This window comes from Pseudomonas sp. Irchel 3E13, assembly GCF_900187455.1.
In the GTDB taxonomy this organism is placed as follows: Bacteria; Pseudomonadota; Gammaproteobacteria; order Pseudomonadales; family Pseudomonadaceae; genus Aquipseudomonas.
This window is the reverse complement of sequence record NZ_FYDX01000010.1, coordinates 153,663-170,315: the sequence shown is the minus strand read 5'-3', so window position 1 is coordinate 170,315 and position 16,653 is coordinate 153,663. Positions and strand designations below refer to the sequence as shown.

General features: G+C 66.2%; 15 protein-coding genes. 9 read left to right on the top strand and 6 right to left on the bottom strand.

The genetic code is table 11. The features are described 5' to 3' along the window. Positions 1-103 precede the first annotated feature (103 nt). Together CKW37_RS19175 and CKW37_RS19170 are read right to left on the bottom strand one after the other, a co-directional pair. Positions 104-1,552 carry an aldehyde dehydrogenase gene (locus CKW37_RS19175; protein ID WP_095157540.1) on the bottom strand — a complete coding sequence of 483 codons (1,449 nt, stop codon included), beginning with the start codon at positions 1,550-1,552 and terminating at the stop codon, positions 104-106. Positions 1,553-1,636: 84 nt separating this feature from the next. Further along, positions 1,637-2,467, bottom strand: a complete 831-nt coding sequence (locus tag CKW37_RS19170) for a p-hydroxycinnamoyl CoA hydratase/lyase (RefSeq protein ID WP_095157332.1) — start codon at positions 2,465-2,467, stop codon at positions 1,637-1,639. A gap of 200 nt (positions 2,468-2,667) precedes the next feature. Between CKW37_RS19170 and CKW37_RS19165 the strand changes: the two genes are divergently transcribed. Then, positions 2,668-3,144, top strand: a complete 477-nt coding sequence (locus tag CKW37_RS19165; RefSeq protein WP_095157330.1) for a MarR family winged helix-turn-helix transcriptional regulator — start codon at positions 2,668-2,670, stop codon at positions 3,142-3,144. 61 nt (positions 3,145-3,205) lie between these two features. Here CKW37_RS19165 and CKW37_RS19160 read toward each other — a convergent pair whose 3' ends face one another. Next, positions 3,206-4,414 carry an OprD family porin gene (locus CKW37_RS19160; RefSeq protein WP_256587813.1) on the bottom strand — a complete coding sequence of 403 codons (1,209 nt, stop codon included), beginning with the start codon at positions 4,412-4,414 and terminating at the stop codon, positions 3,206-3,208. 403 nt (positions 4,415-4,817) lie between these two features. Between CKW37_RS19160 and mhpT the strand changes: the two genes are divergently transcribed. Further along, positions 4,818-6,038: a 3-(3-hydroxy-phenyl)propionate transporter MhpT gene (gene mhpT, locus CKW37_RS19155; RefSeq protein ID WP_095157326.1), complete on the top strand. Its 1,221-nt coding sequence runs from the start codon at positions 4,818-4,820 to the stop codon at positions 6,036-6,038. Between the two features lie 60 nt (positions 6,039-6,098). Beyond that, positions 6,099-6,233 carry a hypothetical protein gene (locus tag CKW37_RS33280; protein WP_256587805.1) on the top strand — a complete coding sequence of 45 codons (135 nt, stop codon included), beginning with the start codon at positions 6,099-6,101 and terminating at the stop codon, positions 6,231-6,233. 81 nt (positions 6,234-6,314) lie between these two features. Here the strand turns inward: CKW37_RS33280 and CKW37_RS19150 are convergent, their stop codons facing one another. From CKW37_RS19150 to atzF, 3 genes are read right to left on the bottom strand one after another with little or no spacing between them, the layout of a single operon-like run. Next, positions 6,315-7,043, bottom strand: coding sequence for a GntR family transcriptional regulator (locus CKW37_RS19150; RefSeq protein ID WP_095157325.1), 729 nt, complete (start codon positions 7,041-7,043; stop codon positions 6,315-6,317). Between the two features lie 12 nt (positions 7,044-7,055). Then, positions 7,056-10,682, bottom strand: a complete 3,627-nt coding sequence (gene uca, locus CKW37_RS19145) for an urea carboxylase (RefSeq protein ID WP_095157323.1) — start codon at positions 10,680-10,682, stop codon at positions 7,056-7,058. Positions 10,683-10,694: 12 nt separating this feature from the next. Beyond that, the gene (gene atzF / locus CKW37_RS19140) at positions 10,695-12,515 is read right to left on the bottom strand and encodes an allophanate hydrolase (RefSeq protein WP_095157322.1); all 1,821 of its coding nucleotides are present in this window, start codon (positions 12,513-12,515) and stop codon (positions 10,695-10,697) included. 288 nt (positions 12,516-12,803) lie between these two features. Here atzF and CKW37_RS19135 point away from each other — a divergent pair, with 288 nt between their 5' ends. The 6 genes from CKW37_RS19135 (at position 12,804) to CKW37_RS19110 (ending at position 16,637) form a co-directional block, all read left to right on the top strand. After that, positions 12,804-14,183 (top strand): nucleobase:cation symporter-2 family protein, encoded by a 1,380-nt coding sequence (locus tag CKW37_RS19135; RefSeq protein ID WP_095157320.1) that lies wholly within the window; start codon positions 12,804-12,806, stop codon positions 14,181-14,183. Positions 14,184-14,269: 86 nt separating this feature from the next. Beyond that, positions 14,270-14,662, top strand: a complete 393-nt coding sequence (gene tusD / locus CKW37_RS19130) for a sulfurtransferase complex subunit TusD (RefSeq protein ID WP_095157318.1) — start codon at positions 14,270-14,272, stop codon at positions 14,660-14,662. A gap of 1 nt (position 14,663) precedes the next feature. Further along, entirely contained in the window at positions 14,664-15,023 is a 360-nt protein-coding gene (tusC, locus tag CKW37_RS19125) for a sulfurtransferase complex subunit TusC (RefSeq protein WP_095157316.1), read from the top strand. Beyond that, positions 15,023-15,313, top strand: a complete 291-nt coding sequence (gene tusB / locus CKW37_RS19120; RefSeq protein ID WP_095157314.1) for a sulfurtransferase complex subunit TusB — start codon at positions 15,023-15,025, stop codon at positions 15,311-15,313. The genes tusC and tusB overlap by 1 nt, the downstream gene beginning before the upstream one ends. Further along, the gene (locus CKW37_RS19115) at positions 15,310-15,645 is read left to right on the top strand and encodes a TusE/DsrC/DsvC family sulfur relay protein (RefSeq protein ID WP_095157312.1); all 336 of its coding nucleotides are present in this window, start codon (positions 15,310-15,312) and stop codon (positions 15,643-15,645) included. Before tusB ends, CKW37_RS19115 begins: the two co-directional genes overlap by 4 nt. Further along, positions 15,642-16,637, top strand: a complete 996-nt coding sequence (locus CKW37_RS19110; protein ID WP_095157310.1) for a glycosyl transferase family protein — start codon at positions 15,642-15,644, stop codon at positions 16,635-16,637. The genes CKW37_RS19115 and CKW37_RS19110 overlap by 4 nt, the downstream gene beginning before the upstream one ends. The last annotated feature ends 16 nt before the right edge of the window (positions 16,638-16,653 follow it).

The following is a 16,653-nucleotide window of genomic DNA, read 5'->3' as shown; positions in this document are numbered from 1 at the left end:
TCGTCCGTGGGCTGGCTTCGGAATTCACGCAGGTTGCTCCTTGTTCTTGTTGTCTGTCGTGCCGCCGCCCGGATGCGCCAGGCGGCGGGTGTTGCTCGACGTGTCAGATCGGGTAGTGCCGCGGGCCATGCTGCAAGGTGATCCAGCGCAGTTGGGTGAACTGGTCGATGGCCGTGCGGCTGCCGAAGCTGCCGTAGCCGCTGGATTTCACGCCGCCGAACGGCATCTGCGCCTCGTCGTGCACGGTCGGCCCGTTGATATGGCAGATGCCCGATTCGACGCGCTGGGCCAGGACCAGCGCCCGCGAGGTGTCGCGGCTGAAGATCGCCGCCGAGAGGCCGAATTCCGAATCATTGGCCAGGGCCAGCAGGGCTTCGTCGCCGTCGCCGCGCAGCACCACCGCCACCGGCCCGAAGGACTCTTCGCGGTACAGGCGCATGCTCGCGTCAACGTTGTCGAGCAGGGTCGGCTGCAGGATGCTGCCGTCCAGTTGGCCGCCGCAGACCAGCCGCGCGCCCTTCTGCACAGCGTCATCGATCAGCGCTTTGATCCGCTCGCCGGCGCCGCTGTCCACCAGTGAACCGAGCACCGAGGTCGGGTCTTTCGGATCACCGGCCGGCAACCCCGCGACCTTGGCCGCGAGCTTGTCGACGAAGGCGTCGGCGATACGGTTGTCCAGCACCAGGCGCTCGGTGGACATGCAGATCTGCCCCTGGTTGAAGTAGGCGCCGAAGGCCGCGGCCTCGACGGCGGCGTCCAGGTCGGCGTCGTCCAGCACCAGGAACGGTGCCTTGCCGCCCAGTTCCAGCAGCGCCGGCTTCAGGTGCCGCGCCGCCAGTTCGCCGACGATACGCCCGACATGGGTCGAGCCGGTGAAATTGACCCGGCGCACGGCGGGGTTGGCGATCAGCCGTTCGACAATCGCCGGCGCGTCAGCCGGGGCGTTGCTGATGACGTTGACCACGCCATCGCCAAGGCCGGCATCCTGCAGCACCTGGCCGATCAGCCGGTGTACGGCGGGGCTGAGTTCCGACGCCTTGAGCACCACGGTATTGCCGCAGGCCAGCGGCATGGCGATGGCGCGGGTGGCGAGAATCACCGGCGCGTTCCACGGCGCAATGCCCAGCACCACGCCACACGGGGCGCGCACGGCCATGGCGAAACTGCCGGGCACATCGGAGGGGATCACCTCGCCGGTGATCTGGGTGGTCATGGACGCGGCTTCGCGCAGCATGCCGGCGGCCAGCTTGACGTTGAAGCCGTACCAGTTGGCCATGGCCCCGGTCTCGCCGGCGGCGGTGATGAATTCGGCGGTGCGGGCCTGCAAGGCGTCGGCCGCCGCCAGCAGGCGGCTGCGCCGTTCGTTGGGCGCCAGTTGCGCCCAGGCCGGGAATGCAGCGTGGGCAGCGGCGACCGCGGCGTCGGCATCCTCGAGGGTGGCGGCAGCGACCTGCGACACCAGCTCGCCGGTTACCGGATTGCGCCGCTCGAACGTCCGTCCATCACTGGCGGGGCACGACCGCCCGCCTATCAGTAAAGGCACCTGCAACATGCTCATTCCTCTTTCTTGTCGTTATCGGGAATCATCGAAGGCTGGCAGAAACGGGCGGCGTCGCACAAACGCCGCCCATCGGCATCAACGCTTGTAGGCTTGCAGGCCCGGCTTGATGCTCTTGTCGTCGAGGAACTGCTTCATGCCCTGCTCGCGGCCGCCTTCGGTGTCCAGCAGGCGGGACTGGTCGAGCTTGGCGTACAGGTAGTCTTCGTTCTGCTCCCAGGTCAGCTCGCGGCAGCGCTTGAAGCCATGCTTGGCGGCGCGCAGGACCACCGGGTTTTTCTCCAGCAGGTTCAGCGCCAGTTCACGGGTGGTTTCGCGCAGTTGCGCCAGCGGCACGCTTTCGTTGACCAAGCCCATCTCGGCAGCTTTCGGCCCGCCGAAGGTCTTGCCGGTCATGATGTAGTACAGCGACTGGCGATGGCCCACGGTGTCGGCCATGGCCTTGCTCACCAGGTTGCCCGGCGGGATGCCCCAGTTGATTTCCGACAGGCCGAACGTGGCTTCGTCGGCGCAGATCGCCAGGTCACAGGCCACCAGCGGGCTGAAGCCGCCACCGAAGCACCAGCCGTTGACCATGGCGATGGTCGGCTTGGTGTACATGCGCAGCAGTTTCCATTGCCATTGCGAGGCTTCGCGGCGGATTTTTTCCTGGAGGATTTCCGGGCCGGCGTCCACTTCGCGGAAGTATTCCTTGAGGTCCATGCCTGCAGTCCAGGCTTCGCCAGCACCGGTCAGCACCAGCACGCCGGCTTCGGGATCCTGCTCCAGGGTTTCCAGCACGTCGACCATCTCGCGGTTGAGGGTCGGGCTCATGGCGTTGCGCTTTTCCGGGCGGTTCAGGGTGACCCAGGCGATACCGGATTCCAGTTCGACTTTGACGGTGGTCCAGCGGCCTTCGTAGTTGCTCATGTGTTTGCACTCTTGTTGTTCGTGGGCGATGTTCAGCAAGCTAATGGAGCAAATTAGTTATGTCAATTAACTATTATGAAAATTATCTTTCTTGCCGCCACCTCGGGCTCGCCCCTCGACAAATCCTGGCTAGCCAGATGCGGCTCATGCAGGCAGACTAGGTAATTTTCTTATCCATGGTTCAAGGAGTCTGCTTCCCGATGGCAAGGTCCGCCCGCAAAACCGACACCCTCCCCGAGTCCGATGCCCCCGCTGCGGCGCTGGATGCGTCCCTCGAAGACCTGATCGGTTATGCCCTGCGCCGAGCCCAGTTGAAGCTGTTCCAGAACCTGATCAGCCGCCTGGCGGTGCATGATTTGCGCCCGGCGCAGTTTTCCGCGCTGGCGATCATCGAACAGAATCCCGGGCTGATGCAGGCCGACCTGGCCCGCGCCCTGGCCATCGAACCGCCGCAGGTGGTGCCGCTGCTGAACAAGCTGGAAGAACGCGCGCTGGCGGTGCGCATCCGCTGCAAACCGGACAAGCGCTCCTACGGCATCTTCCTGAGCAAGAGCGGCGAGACGCTGCTCAAGGACCTCAAGCAGATCGCCTCCGACAGCGACCACGACGCCACCGCGGCGCTCGACGATGCCGAGCGCGCGGAGCTGTTGCGGTTGTTGAAGAAGGTTTATCAGTAGCAGGAATCCGCTGACTGGCGAGGACTGTGCAGGAGCGGCTTCAGCCGCGATCGACGCCCCCTTACCAGATCGGCAGCGTGTAGGTGACCAGGAAGCGGGTCTGGTTCTCATCGCGGAACGCCGCACCCGTGGGGAAGTCGTTGCGGTAGATCGACTTGCGCGCCAGCAGCCCAACGTTCTTCAACGGCCCGCTCTGGATCACATAACCCAGTTCCATCTGAAACTCGCGCTCCTTGCGATCGTCGGCGTTGAGCGACGCCAGTTCGATATGGTCCCCGCGCACATAGCGCAGCCGCCCCTTCAGCCCCGGCACGCCAACCGCGACAAAGTCGTAGTCGTAGATCGCCTGCCAGGTGCGTTCCTTGGCATTGAGAAAGTCCGAGCTCATGGTCAGCTCGCTCATGCCCATCAACTCGGTGCCCGAGACATAAGGCGTGGCGGTGTCGCCCGTTGAGTGCATGTAACCAATCCCCAGTTTGTGCCCACCCAGGCGGTAACTGAGCAGCGCCGAGAGGTTGCGGTTGTCCACCGCGCCGGCCCGCGCCTGGCCGTCTTCGCGGCTGAAGAAGCTGCGCAGGTCGGCGCTGAACGTGCCGTCGCCAATGCCCTGCTCGTAGAGCGCGGCCAGGGTGTCCTGCTGGTACAGGTCTTCGAGTTCAGCGTGATAAAGGCGCACGCCCAACGCCTTGTTGAGCTGGTAGTCGGCGCCGGCATAGGCCATGTGCGATGAGGTTTGCGCCCCCTTGAAACGGCCATTGGGCGAGGCGATAGCCATGCGCTCGTAGCTGGTGGAGTCGCGCTTGTTGATCCGGTCGAGGTAACCGGCGTTGACCGTCAGGCCGTCGATCTCCTTCGACACCAGGGTGGTGCCGCGGAAGGTCTGCGGCAGCAGGCGCGAGGGACTGGCGAAGGCGAACGGCAGGAAGATCAGGATGTCGCCGCTCTTCACCGTGGTCTGGCTCAAACGCAGCTTGGCGGTCAGCGCCAGCCGCGAATAGTCGTCGGCGGCCACGCCGTCGCTTTTCGAGACCGGCAACAGTTCGGTGCCACTGCGCGATGGCGCCGAGTCCAGTTTCACCCCCAGCAGGCCACGGGCATCCAGGCCGAAGCCCAGCGGCCCTTCGGTAAAGCCCGACTCGATATTCAGGTTGAAACCCTGCGCCCACTCGCGGGCCGCGCTCTTCGCGCCGCCGTCCTTGTAGTCGCGGTCGAGGTAGTAGTTTTTCAGGCCGAGGGTGGCGTGGCTGTCTTCAAAAAAGCCGGCGGCCATGGTGTGGCCGCTGGCCAGGGCGACAGCCAGGGCGAGGCTGCCGGACGCACGGAAGCCGGGCGTAGCGCGGGTGTCACGAACGCATTCATGCATGTTGGGTTGTCCACTCTTGTTGTTGTTTTTTTGGCATCGAGACAGCGTGTCAGGCGCCGTCTCGCAGCGGAGAATGGAAAGCCCTTGAGGCCTCGTCAACGGCCAATGACCGATAATCGAACATTAATTTTATTAACTATCTCGTACAGAGCAGGCTGCTTTCCCCTACCCGGCGCGTCTAGCACAGCGCTTTCAGATGCTAAAAGGCCAGCGAAAAAAAGCGCTGTAAATTTAGTTATATTTGTTAATCTTATTTTCGCGTTGGACATCACCGACGCAGCAAAACAACAACAAGAAATGAGGCCATGCCATGGACACTTCATCGCGTCGTCCGACGCTGACAATCGCTTTGTGTTTCATCGTCGCGCTGATCGAAGGTTTCGATCTGCAATCGGCCGGCACCGCAGCCGCCGGTCTGCGCCAGAGTTTCGAACTCGATCCGAAGATGCTCGGCTGGGTGTTCAGCGCGAGCATCATCGGCCTGTTGCCGGGCGCCTTCTTCGGCGGCTGGCTGGCCGACCGTATCGGGCGCAAGAAAGTGCTGGTGGCCGCGGTCATCCTGTTCGGCGTGTTTTCCCTGTGGACGGCCTATGTCGGCGACTACAGCCAGTTGCTGTTGGCGCGCCTGATGACCGGCCTGGGCCTCGGCGCCGCCCTGCCCAACCTCATCGCCCTGTGCGCCGAGGCGGTGGGTGAAAAACGCCGCAGCACCGCCATCAGCATCATGTATTCCGGTGTCCCCCTGGGCGGCGCCCTGGCCGCAGTGGTGGCAATGTTCGCCCACGACCACTGGCAAATGACGTTCATTATTGGCGGCCTGGCGCCCTTGCTGGCCGTGCCGCTGATGCTGGTGTTGCTGCCGGAATCGAGTGCGTTCCAGCGTGCCGCCGGCCCGGTGGAACGGCCGTCCACCTCGACCGCGCTGTTCGGCGACGGCCGCGGCAGCGCCACGCTGATGTTGTGGCTGAGTTACTTCTTCACCCTGACCGTGATGTACATGCTGCTCAACTGGCTGCCGTCACTGCTGATCGGCCAGGGCTTCAGCAAGCCTGAAGCCGGGCTGGTGCAGATGCTCTTCAACATCGGCGGAGCGGTCGGCTCGCTGCTGGGCGGCGTGCTGCTGGACCGCGGCAACCCGGTGCGGGTCACACTGTGCATCTACGCTGGACTGCTGGCGGCACTGGCCGGCCTGGGCCTGGCGGTGGGCGTGACCGCCATGGCCATCGCCGGCTTCGCCGCCGGGCTGTTCGTGCTGGCGGCGCAACTGGTGCTTTACGCCCTGGCGCCGCCGCTTTACCCGACCGCCGTGCGCGCCACCGGTGTTGGCGCGGCGGTCGCCATCGGTCGCCTGGGTTCAGTCAGCGGGCCGTTGGCGGCCGGGCAGATCCTGGCGGCGGGCGCCGGAACTGCCGGCGTGTTGCTGGCCGCATCGCCGGGCCTGGTGGTCGCGGCGCTGGCGGTGCTGCATGTGCTGCGGCGCTCGGGAGAGGGCGCCGGGTCGGCGGTGCCGGTGCAGAACGCTGGGTCCTGAGACCGCTTCGACGCTGATCGCGAGCAAGCTCGCTCCTACAACATCTCCGTAGGAGCGAGCTTGCTCGCGATTGCCGGGGTGTTGCTGGCGGCCTCGCCGGGCCTGGTGGTCGCGGCGCTGGCGGTGCTGCATGTGCTGCGGCGCTCGGGAGACGGCGCCGGGTCGGCGGTGACGGTGCAGAACGCTGGGTCCTGAGACCGCTTCGGCGCTGATCGCGAGCAAGCTCGCTCCTACAACATCCCCGTAGGAGCGAGCTTGCTCGCGATCCGGCCGCACCTAACCGCCGCCCACCACCTTCATCGCCAACCGCTGCCGCGCGCTGTGCAGCATGTGCAAGGTGATCTTGCGCACTTCCGCCTTGCTCACTTCGATGTGCGCGCGCAGCAACTGGCAAGCCTGTTCGCCGCGACGCTGGAGGATCGCGTCGAGGATGTCGCCATGCTCCTCGTAGGTGGCGGACACCCGCGGCGACTGGGTGAAATCCAGACGCCGGATGATGCGGATCTGCTCGGTCACTTCGCGGTGCACCCGGGCCATTTCCCGGTTGCCGGTGGCGGCCACCAGCGCGCAGTGGAATTCCTCGTCCAGGCGTGACACCGCGCGGCCATCCTGCAAACGCTGGCCCTCTTCGACCAGCCAGATGTTCACCAGATGCTCCAGGTGCCCGGCCAGTTCGACCTCCAGCCCGCACAGATGGCGAACCGAGGCCAGTTCCAGAACGATGCGCAAGTCATACAGTTCCTCAAACCGCGCGAAGTCGAACGGCCGGACCTGCCAGCCGCTGCGAAAATGCACCTCCAGATAACCCTCGCGTTCCAGGTGGTAGAGCGCCTGACGCACCGGCGTGCGGCTGACGGCCAGGCGCTTGGCAACATCGCCTTCGCTGAAGCGATCGCCCGGCAGCAGGCGGAATTCGAAAATGTCCTCCTTGAGCTGCTGGTAGATGCCTTCGGCGAGGTTTTCCGGCCGCTCACGGGCGGCCTTTTTTTCAGGGATGGGTAACATGATCAGACGTCCTCAAGCCACGGGATCCAGCAACAGCAATGCGTCGCCGGGCAGTACCGCCTTGCCCGGCTGGCAGCGGACGGCGCGTACCGTTCCGCTGACCGGCGCGAACACCGACAGCTCCATTTTCATCGCCTCCACGACCATCAACGGCGCCCCCGCCTCCACGGTCTGACCCGGCTGCACAAGGATTTTCCAGACGCTGCCGCACATGTCGGCGCTGACCACATGGGCATCGCCGTAGTCATCGGCGTCGTGCGGTGGGCGGATCGCGGCGGTGGCCTCTTCATCATCCTGCTCATGCCACCGGGCGATTTCCGCATTGAACGCCTGTTTCTGCCGCGCCTGGAAGTCGGTGATAGCCGCTTCATTGGCCTGGAGGAAACGCTGGTACTCAGCGAAGTCGAACACCGCGTCCTCGATGCGGATCTGCGCACGGCCTTCGCGGAAGGCGTCGCGGAAGATGTCCAGTTCAGCCTCGCTGACCGGATAGAAGCGCACCTGGTCGAAGAAGTGCAGCAGCCACGGCTGGCCGTCCTTGAACTGGGCGTTGCGCGAAAAGCGGTTCCAGATCGGCAGGGTCCGTCCCACCAGTTGATAGCCGCCGGGGGAATCCATGCCGTAGATGCACATGTACATGCCGCCGATACCGACGGTGCCCTCGGCGGTGAAGGTCCGCGCCGGGCTGTATTTGGAACTGAGCAGGCGATGGCGCGGGTCGAGCGGCACCGCGCACGGGGCGTCCAGATAAACATCGCCCAGGCCGAGGATCAGGTAACTGGCGTCGAAGAGGATGTCGCGCACCTCCTCGCGGGTCGCCAGGCCGTTGGCGCGCTGGATGAAGTCGACATTGTTCGGCAGCCAGGGCGCTTCGCTGCGCACGGTTTCGCTGTAGCGCTGCACGGCGCCGAGGGTGGCGCTGTCCTCAAAGGCCATCGGCAGGTGGAGGATGCGCGTGGGGATTTTCACCTCGTCGACGTCCGCCAGCCCGGCCTCCAGCTCCAGCAAATGCGCAATCAACGCCGACTGGTGCAGTTGCCGGCTGTTGTAGCGCAGTTGCAGCGAGCGCACCCCCGGCGCCAGCTCTTCCAGACCGCGCAACGGTTTGGCCTTGAGCGCTTCCATCAACAGGTGGATACGCAGGCGCAGGGCCAGGTCGAGCACGTTGTCGCCGTATTCCACCAGCACGTAGGCGTCGCCCGCCTGGCGATAGGTGACGTGCGGGCGCTTGCCGCTGGCGGGCAGCTCGGCGAGCACCGTGGCGGACACCGTGGTGGCCGGTTGCAGGCTGGGCGCCGGCAGGGTCACCGCGGCAATTGCCGCCAGCGCCGCGATGCTGCCCAGTTGCGCCTGCTCCAGGCTCTGCGCCTGCTTGAAGCTGATCGGGTGGAAGCGCACGGTGTCGCCGGGCTTGACCTGGCCGACCTTCCACAGCTCGGCCTTGGCGATGGTCACCGGGCAGACGAAACCGCCCAGGCTCGGGCCATCCTTGGTCAGGATCACCGGGAAGTCGCCGGTGAAGTTGATGGCGCCGATGGCGTATTCGCAATCGTGCACGTTCGACGGGTGCAGCCCCGCCTCGCCACCGTCGGCCCGCGCCCAGCCCGGCTTGGGCCCGGAAAGGCGCACGCCGAGGCGATTGGAGTTGTAGTGCACTTCCCATTCGGCGGCGAAGAATGCCTCGATGGATGCTTCGGTGAAAAAGTCCGGCGCGCCGTGCGGGCCGTAGAGCACGCCGATCTGCCAGGTGCGGCCGTAGGCGGGAATCAGGCTGGCGTCCAGCGCCTGCGGCGGGCTCACCGGCGCCGGCGTGGTGCAGGCGGCCAGCTCGGGACGGGACACGCTGAGGATATCGCCGGGGCGCAGGGTGCGCCCGGCATGACCGCCGAACTGGCCGAGGGCGAAGGTCGAGCGGCTGCCGAGATAGACCGGCACATCGAGGCCGTTGCGCACCGCCAGATAGGTGCGGCAGCCACTGGCGGCGCGACCCAGCCTGAGCACTTGTCCGGCCTTGACCGCGATCGGCGCCCAATAGGCGATGCCCTCGCCGTCCAGGGTCGCCGGGCAATCGGCGCCGGTCAGGGCGATCAGGCAGTCGTAGTGGAAACGCAGGGTCGGCCCCTGCAAGGTGAATTCCAGGCCCGCGGCGCTCTCGTGGTTGCCGACGATGCGGTTGGCCAGGCGAAAGGCAAAATCATCCATCGGCCCGGACGGCGGCACGCCGATGTCCCAGTAGCCGAGCCGGCCGGGAAAGTCCTGCACGCTGGAATAGGTGCCCGGCTCCAGCACTTCGATGGCCTGGGGCTGATAGTCGAAGCTGTCGAGCAGGCGGGTCCAGACGTCGCCGCTGTGGAAACGCGGCGCGGCCACCACCTGGCGCAGGTAGTCGAGGTTGGTGGCGATGCCGTGCAGGCGGGTCGCGGCCAGCGCCGCGGTCATCGCGGCGATCGCCTGCTCGCGGGTATCGGCGTGAACGATCAGCTTGGCGATCATCGGGTCATAGAAGGCCGAGACCTCACTGCCGGTGCTGACCCAGGTATCGATCCGCACGTCCGCCGGAAAATGCACGTCGGTCAACACACCCGGGCTCGGCTGGAAGTTCTTCAGCGGATCTTCGGCGTACAGGCGCACCTCGATCGCCGCGCCTTGCGGTTGCCGCTGCAGCGCCGGCCAGTCCAGCGCCTCGCCGGCGGCGACCTGGAGCATGCATTCGATCAGGTCCAGGCCGGTGACCATTTCGGTCACCGGGTGCTCGACCTGCAGGCGCGTATTGACCTCCAGGAAGTAGAAATCGTCGCGGGCGGCGTCATAAATGAACTCGACCGTGCCGGCGCTGCGGTAGGCCACCGACTCGCCGAGCTTCACCGCGGCGGCATGCAGGCGCTCGCGGGTCGCCTGTGGCAGGTTCGGCGCCGGGGTTTCTTCCACCACTTTCTGATTGCGCCGCTGCAACGAGCAGTCGCGCTCGCCGAGGGCCACCACGCGGCCCTGGCCGTCGCCGAAAATCTGCACCTCGACATGCCGCGCCTGATCGACAAAGCACTCCAGAAACACCCCGGCATCACTGAAGAACTGCTCGCCCATGCGCTTGACGCTGTCGTAGGCGCTGGCCAGCGCGGCGGCGTCGGCGCAACGGGTCAGGCCGATGCCGCCTCCGCCAGCGGTGGTTTTCAGCATCACCGGGTAACCGATGCGCTGCGCGGCCTGCAAAGCGTCGTCGAGGCTGTCGAGCAACCCAGTGCCGGGCGCCATCGGTACGCCGGCCAGCGCCGCCAGTTCACGGGCACGGTGCTTGAGGCCGAACTCGCGAATCTGCAACGCGGTCGGGCCGATAAAGGCGATGCCCTCGGCCTCGCAGGCCTCGGCGAACTCGGCGCTTTCCGAAAGAAAGCCATAGCCCGGATAGATGGCCTGGGCGCCGCTTTCACGGGCGGCTTCAAGAATGCGTTCGGCACGCAGGTAACTGTCGGCGGCTTTCTCGCCGCCCAGGGCGATGGCGAGGTCGGCATCGCGGACATGCTGGGCGTTGCGGTCGGCCTCGGAATACACCGCGACACTGCGCACCCCGAGTTTTTTCAAGGTGCGAATGGCACGGACGGCGATTTCGCCACGGTTGGCGATCAGGACGGTATGGAACATTGCGCTCTCTCCTTAAGCGGGTTTGCGGCTGGCGACAAAAGCGCGCCATCCGGCAAAGGCAGTGATGTCCTCGGCGCTTTCCAGCGCCCAGGCCTCGCAGATGAATCCTTTCACCCAGCGACCGTCGTTCAGTTGCACATTGCCGATGCCCAAGGGTAGTGGAATCTCCGCGACGAACTCACCGAAGCGCGCCAGCGGGATATCCCAGACCTCGACGATGATCGGGCTGCCGCTGCCGTCGGCGCTGCGCGCCAGGCCCGGCTTGGGCGGCACGGTGCCGGGCAGCGCGTACAGGCGGTAGTCGGCGCTGGTCAGGGTTTGCTCCACCAGCACCGCGTCGCGGGTCAGCAACTGGAAGTTCAGCGGCATGCCGGTGAGGTGCGCGCCCACTACCGCGAGACGCACGCAACCCGGCGCCTGCACGGCCGGCGCGGCAGGCGGCAGGGCGCGGCCGGTGGCGCCGAGCGGCAGCGCCAACGCCTGTTGCCAGCGCTTGCCCAACGAAGCCAGGGCGTGGTCGTGCCAGGCCGGCGCGATCAAGGTGATGCCCGCGGGCAAGCCGTCGTCGCGCAGGCCGGCGGGCAGCGCCAGGGCGCTGAGGTCGGCGAGGTTGGTGAAATTGGTGTAGGTGCCGAACTGGCTGTTGAACAGCACCGGCTCGGCCTGCATCTCGTCCAGCGTGCGCAGGGTCGGCGAGGTCGGCACCACCAGCGCATCGAAGCCGTCCAGGGCCAGTTCGATGGCGCGGCTCAGCTCGGCCCGCGCGTACTCGGCACGGAAGGCATCACAGGCGCTGAAGCCGAGGCCACTCTCGACGATGCCGCGCACCACCGGGTTGATCGCCTCGGGCGCCGCTGCCAGCATCGCCGACACCGCCACCGTGCGTTCCGCGACCCAAGGGCCTTGGTAAAGCTGGCTGGCCAGTTCACGGAACGGCGCGAAATCGACGGTCACCAGTTCCGCACCGAGTTCGCGCAGGCGCTCCAGCGACTGCTGGTAGACCGCCTCGTTGCCGTGGTCGCCAAAGAATTCCAGGCTATCCGGCACCGCCAGACGTGGCGTCGCGCCGATCGCCACGGGCGCCGTGCCGGGGTTGCGCCGGGAGTAGGCGTCACCCGCGTCAAAGCCGCCGGCGACGGTCAGCACCCGCTCGGCATCCGCCACGGTCAGGGCGAAGATCGAGATGCAGTCCAGGGTGCGGCAGGCCGGCACCAGTCCCTTGTTCGACAGCAGGCCCTTGGTCGGCTTCAGTCCGACGATATTGTTGAACCCCGCCGGCACCCGGCCCGAGCCCGCGGTGTCGGTGCCCAGCGAAAACGCCACCAGCCCGCGCGCCACCACCGACGCCGAGCCGGAACTGGACCCGCCGCTGACATAGGCCGGATCGAAGCTGTTGGGCACGGCGCCGTAGGGCGAGCGGGTGCCCACCAGGCCGGTGGCGAACTGGTCCAGGTTGGTCTTGCCCAGCAACACCGCGCCGGCCGCCTGCAGACGGGCGACCACCGTGGCGTCTTCGCCGGCGACATAAGCGAATTCCGGGCACGCGGCGGTGGTCGGCCAACCGGCGGCATCGATGTTGTCCTTGACCGCAAACGGCACCCCGTACAGCGGCAGCTTCGCCAGGTCGCCGTCCACCGCCGCCCGTTGCGCGGCCAGGCCCGCGAGGCGCGCGTTCAACTGTTCCGGCGACACCCGGGTGATCCACGCCGGGTCGCTGTCGGGGAACTGTTGCAGCAGTTCGAAAAGATAGTCCGGGGTCAGGTCGCCGCTTGCGTAGGCGTGCTGCCAATCACCGAGAGTCCAGCCGAGGGTTCGCAGAGGAAGGGATTGCATGGGGGTACTCCATCTTGTATCCAAGTTTGGATTCGGCTGGAGCAAAGGTCGGGCCAAGTGAAGGAATAGCTTGCAGATCAAGAGGTTATCGGAGCACTGGCTGTAGGAAAGATCACCACCCTGCTGCAGGGTGGTGCGGGGTGCTTGGTTGTGGTGCTGACAGGACCGCCGCGCGGTCCTTGCCGACGGTTCGGTGCGAAGAGCCGCAAAACGGTGCCGAACCCGCACTACCCCAAACCGCCCCGCCCCCGTAGAATGCGCTCCTTTTTTTCCTGGGGCAGAACGTCCATGAGCTCAATCGAACAAGGTCCCGGCGCACCGGCGCAGGCCAATGAACTGGTGCTTGGCCTGGAAGACCGGCCCCGCCTGTTGATCGGCCTGCTGGCCGCGTTGCAGCACCTGCTGGCGATCATCGTGCCGATCGTCACCCCGGGGCTGCTGATCTGCCAGGCGCTGGGCGTGTCGGCCCGCGATACCAACCTGATCGTGTCCATGTCGCTGGTCATCTCCGGCATCGCCACCTTCGTCCAGTGCCGCCGCTTCGGGCCGTTCGGCGCCGGGCTGCTGATCGTCCAGGGCACCAGCTTCAACTTCGTCGGCCCGCTGATCGCCGGCGGCGCACTGATGGTCAAGCAAGGCACGCCGGTGGAAGCGGTGATGGCGGCGATCTTCGGCGTGGTCATCGCCGGTTCGTTCGTGGAAATGGGCATCTCGCGCATCCTGCCGTTCGTCAAACGCCTGATCACCCCGCTGGTCACCGGCATCGTCGTGCTGATGATCGGCCTGACCCTGATCAAGGTCGGCCTGATCAGCATGGGCGGCGGTTTCGCCGCGATGGGCAACGGCACCTTCGCCAACGGCGAGAACCTGCTGCTGTCCGGCGTGGTGCTGGCGATCATCGTCGTACTCAACCGCATTCCGCTGGTGTGGATGCGCAGTTGCGCCATCGTCATCGCCCTGGCCGTCGGCTATGCCCTGGCCGGCTACATGGGCCGCCTGGACTTCACCGGCATGCACGAAGCGGCGCTGTTCCAGGTGCCGGTCCCGCTGCATTTCGGCCTCGGCTTCTCCTGGGCGCTGTTCATCCCGATGCTGGTGATCTACCTGGTCACGTCGCTGGAAGCCATCGGTGACGTCACCGCCACCAGCAAGGTCTCGCGCCAACCGGTGGAAGGCCCGTTGTGGATGCAGCGGATCAAGGGCGGCGTGCTGGTCAACGGCGCCAACTCGCTGCTGGCGGGCGTGTTCAACACCTTCCCCAGCTCGATCTTCGCGCAGAACAACGGCGTGATTCAGCTCACCGGCATCGCCAGCCGCCATATCGGCGTGTGGATTGCCCTGATGCTGGTGGTGCTGGGCCTGTTCCCGGCAGTCGCCGGGGTGATCCAGGCCGTGCCGGAACCCGTGCTCGGCGGCGCCGCCATGGTGATGTTCGGCGCGGTCGCGGCCTCGGGGATCAATATCCTCGCCAGCACCAGCCTCGACCGCCGCGCCCTGCTGATCATCGCCGTGTCCCTGGCGCTGGGCCTGGGCGTGGCGCAGGTGCCGGAGTTCCTCGCGCACATGCCGTCGGCGCTGCGCAACGTGCTGGAATCCGGCGTCGCCACCGGCGGTATCTGCGCGCTGGTGCTGAACTGGTTCCTCCCGGAAGCCCGTCGCGAAGACTGAAGCACGCGTCCGCGACGCCAAAGCCCGCAGCCTGCTGCGGGCTTTTTGTTTTATCATTCCCGCAGTTTTTTCCCACAGAGCCTGCCATGAAGTTCGCCATCGCAGTTTTTTCCCCAGGCCACGCGCCCTCCTCGCGCCGGGCCCTGCTCTTCGCCCAGGCGGCCCTGGCCGGCGGGCACGAGATTGTCCGGTTGTTCTTCTACCAGGACGGCGTGCACAGCGCCTCGGCCAACGTGGTCACGCCGCAGGACGAAGCCGATATCCCCGCGCAGTGGCGCGCCTTCGTCAGCGACCACCAACTCGACGCCGTGGTCTGCATCGCCGCCGCCCTGCGCCGTGGCGTGCTGAATGAAGAAGAAGCCACGCGCTACCAGCGCCCGGCGGTGAACCTGCCAGCGCCGTGGGAACTGTCCGGCCTCGGCCAGTTGCACGAAGCCGCGCAAACCGCCGACCGTCTGGTCTGCTTCGGAGGTGATTGAAATGGCCAAGTCCCTGTTGATCATCAGCCGCCAGGCGCCGTGGAGTGGCCCATCGGCCCGCGAAGCGCTGGATATCGCCCTGGCCGGCGGCGCCTTCGACCTGCCGCTGGGCATGCTGTTTCTCGATGACGGCGTGTTCCAGCTCGCCGCCGCTCAACAACCGGCGTTGCTGCAACAGAAGAACCTCGCGGCCAACCTCCAGGCGCTGCCGATGTTCGGCGTCGAAGAACTGTTCGCCGCCGCCAGCAGCCTGCGCGAGCGCGGCCTGGCCGCCGAGGGCCTGAGCCTGCCGGTGGAGGTGCTGGATGACATGGCCCTCGCCGCGCTGATCGACCGTTTTGACCAGGTGGTAACCCTCTGATGAGCACCCTGCACGTCATTTCCCATTCGCCCTTCAGCGACAACCGTCTCTACAGTTGCCTGCGCCTGCTGGGCCCCCACGATGGCCTGCTGCTGTGCGGCGACGCGGTCTACGCCCTGCAACCCGGCAGCGCGCCCCTCGCCGGGTTGCGCACCCTCGGCCCGCGCCTCTACGCCCTCGAAGAAGACCTGCAGGCCCGCGCCATCACCGAGAGTCCGGCCACCGCCGTCGACTACCCGGGTTTTGTGGCGCTGTCCTTGAACTACGACAAGGTCAATAGCTGGTTATGAGCACCCTTACCGTCAACGGCCGCGACATCGCCCTGGACAAGGACGGCTACCTGGTCGAGCTGAGCGACTGGTCCGAAGACGTCGCCCGGGCCCTGGCCGCCCGCGAGTCGCTGGAACTGAGCGCCGATCACTGGGAAGTGCTGACGCTGCTGCGCCAGTTCTACCAGGAGTTCGAGCTGTCGCCAGCGACCCGCCCGCTGATCAAGTACACCGCCCTCAAGCTCGGCGTGGAAAAAGGCAACAGCCTGCACCTCAACCGCCTCTTCAACGGCACTCCCGCCAAACTCGCCGCCAAGCTGGCGGGCCTGCCCAAGCCGACCAATTGCATATGAATTCACCACTCCCGCTCGTTACCGAAACCCCGGAAGAACACCCCTTCGCCCAGTTCGTGCGCATCCTCGGCAAGGGCAAGCGCGGCGCCCGCGGCCTGACCCGCGAGGAAGCCCGCGAGGCCATGGGCCTGCTGCTCGACGGCAAGGTCGAGGACACCCAGCTCGGCGCCTTCCTGATGCTGCTGCGGCACAAGGAAGAAAGCCCGGAAGAACTCGCCGGCTTCACCGAAGCCCTGCGCCAGCGCCTGAATGCCCCGACCATCGCCGTCGATATCGACTGGCCAAGCTACGCCGGCAAGAAGCGTCACCTGCCCTGGTACCTGCTGGCAGCGCGCTGCCTGGCGATCAATGACGTGCGCATCCTGATGCACGGCGGCGGCGCACATACCGCCGGGCGCCTGTATACCGAGCAGGTGCTGGATCTGGTCGGTATTCCGTTGTGCCGCAACTGGCGCGAAGTCGAGACGGCCCTTGAACAGCACAACCTTGCCTTCTTCCCGTTGCAGGACTGGGCGCCGGGCCTGCAACGCATGATCGACCTGCGCAACACCCTCGGCCTGCGCTCGCCGATCCACTCTCTGGCGCGGGTGCTCAATCCGCTGGGTGCGCGCTGCGGCCTGCAGAGCATCTTCCATCCCGGTTACCAGGCGGTGCACCGCGAAGCCAGTCGCTTGCTCGGTGACCGCGCCATAGTGGTCAAGGGCGACGGCGGCGAGATCGAGATCAACCCGGATGCCACCAGCCATCTCTACGGCACTGCCGACAGCTTGGACTGGGACGAGGAATGGCCGCAGATGTCGGAGCAGCGCCATGTGAAGCCGGCCAGCCTGGAGCCGGATCATTTGCTTCGGGTCTGGTGTGGTGAGGCCAGCGACAGTTATGGCGAGATGGCGGTGGTCGCGACCATGGCCCTGGCCCTGCGTGGCCTGGGCCACAGCCGGGACGACGCCTTCGCCAAAGCCCGTGAATACTGGGCAACGCGCCTGGCCTGATAACAACCCATCGAAT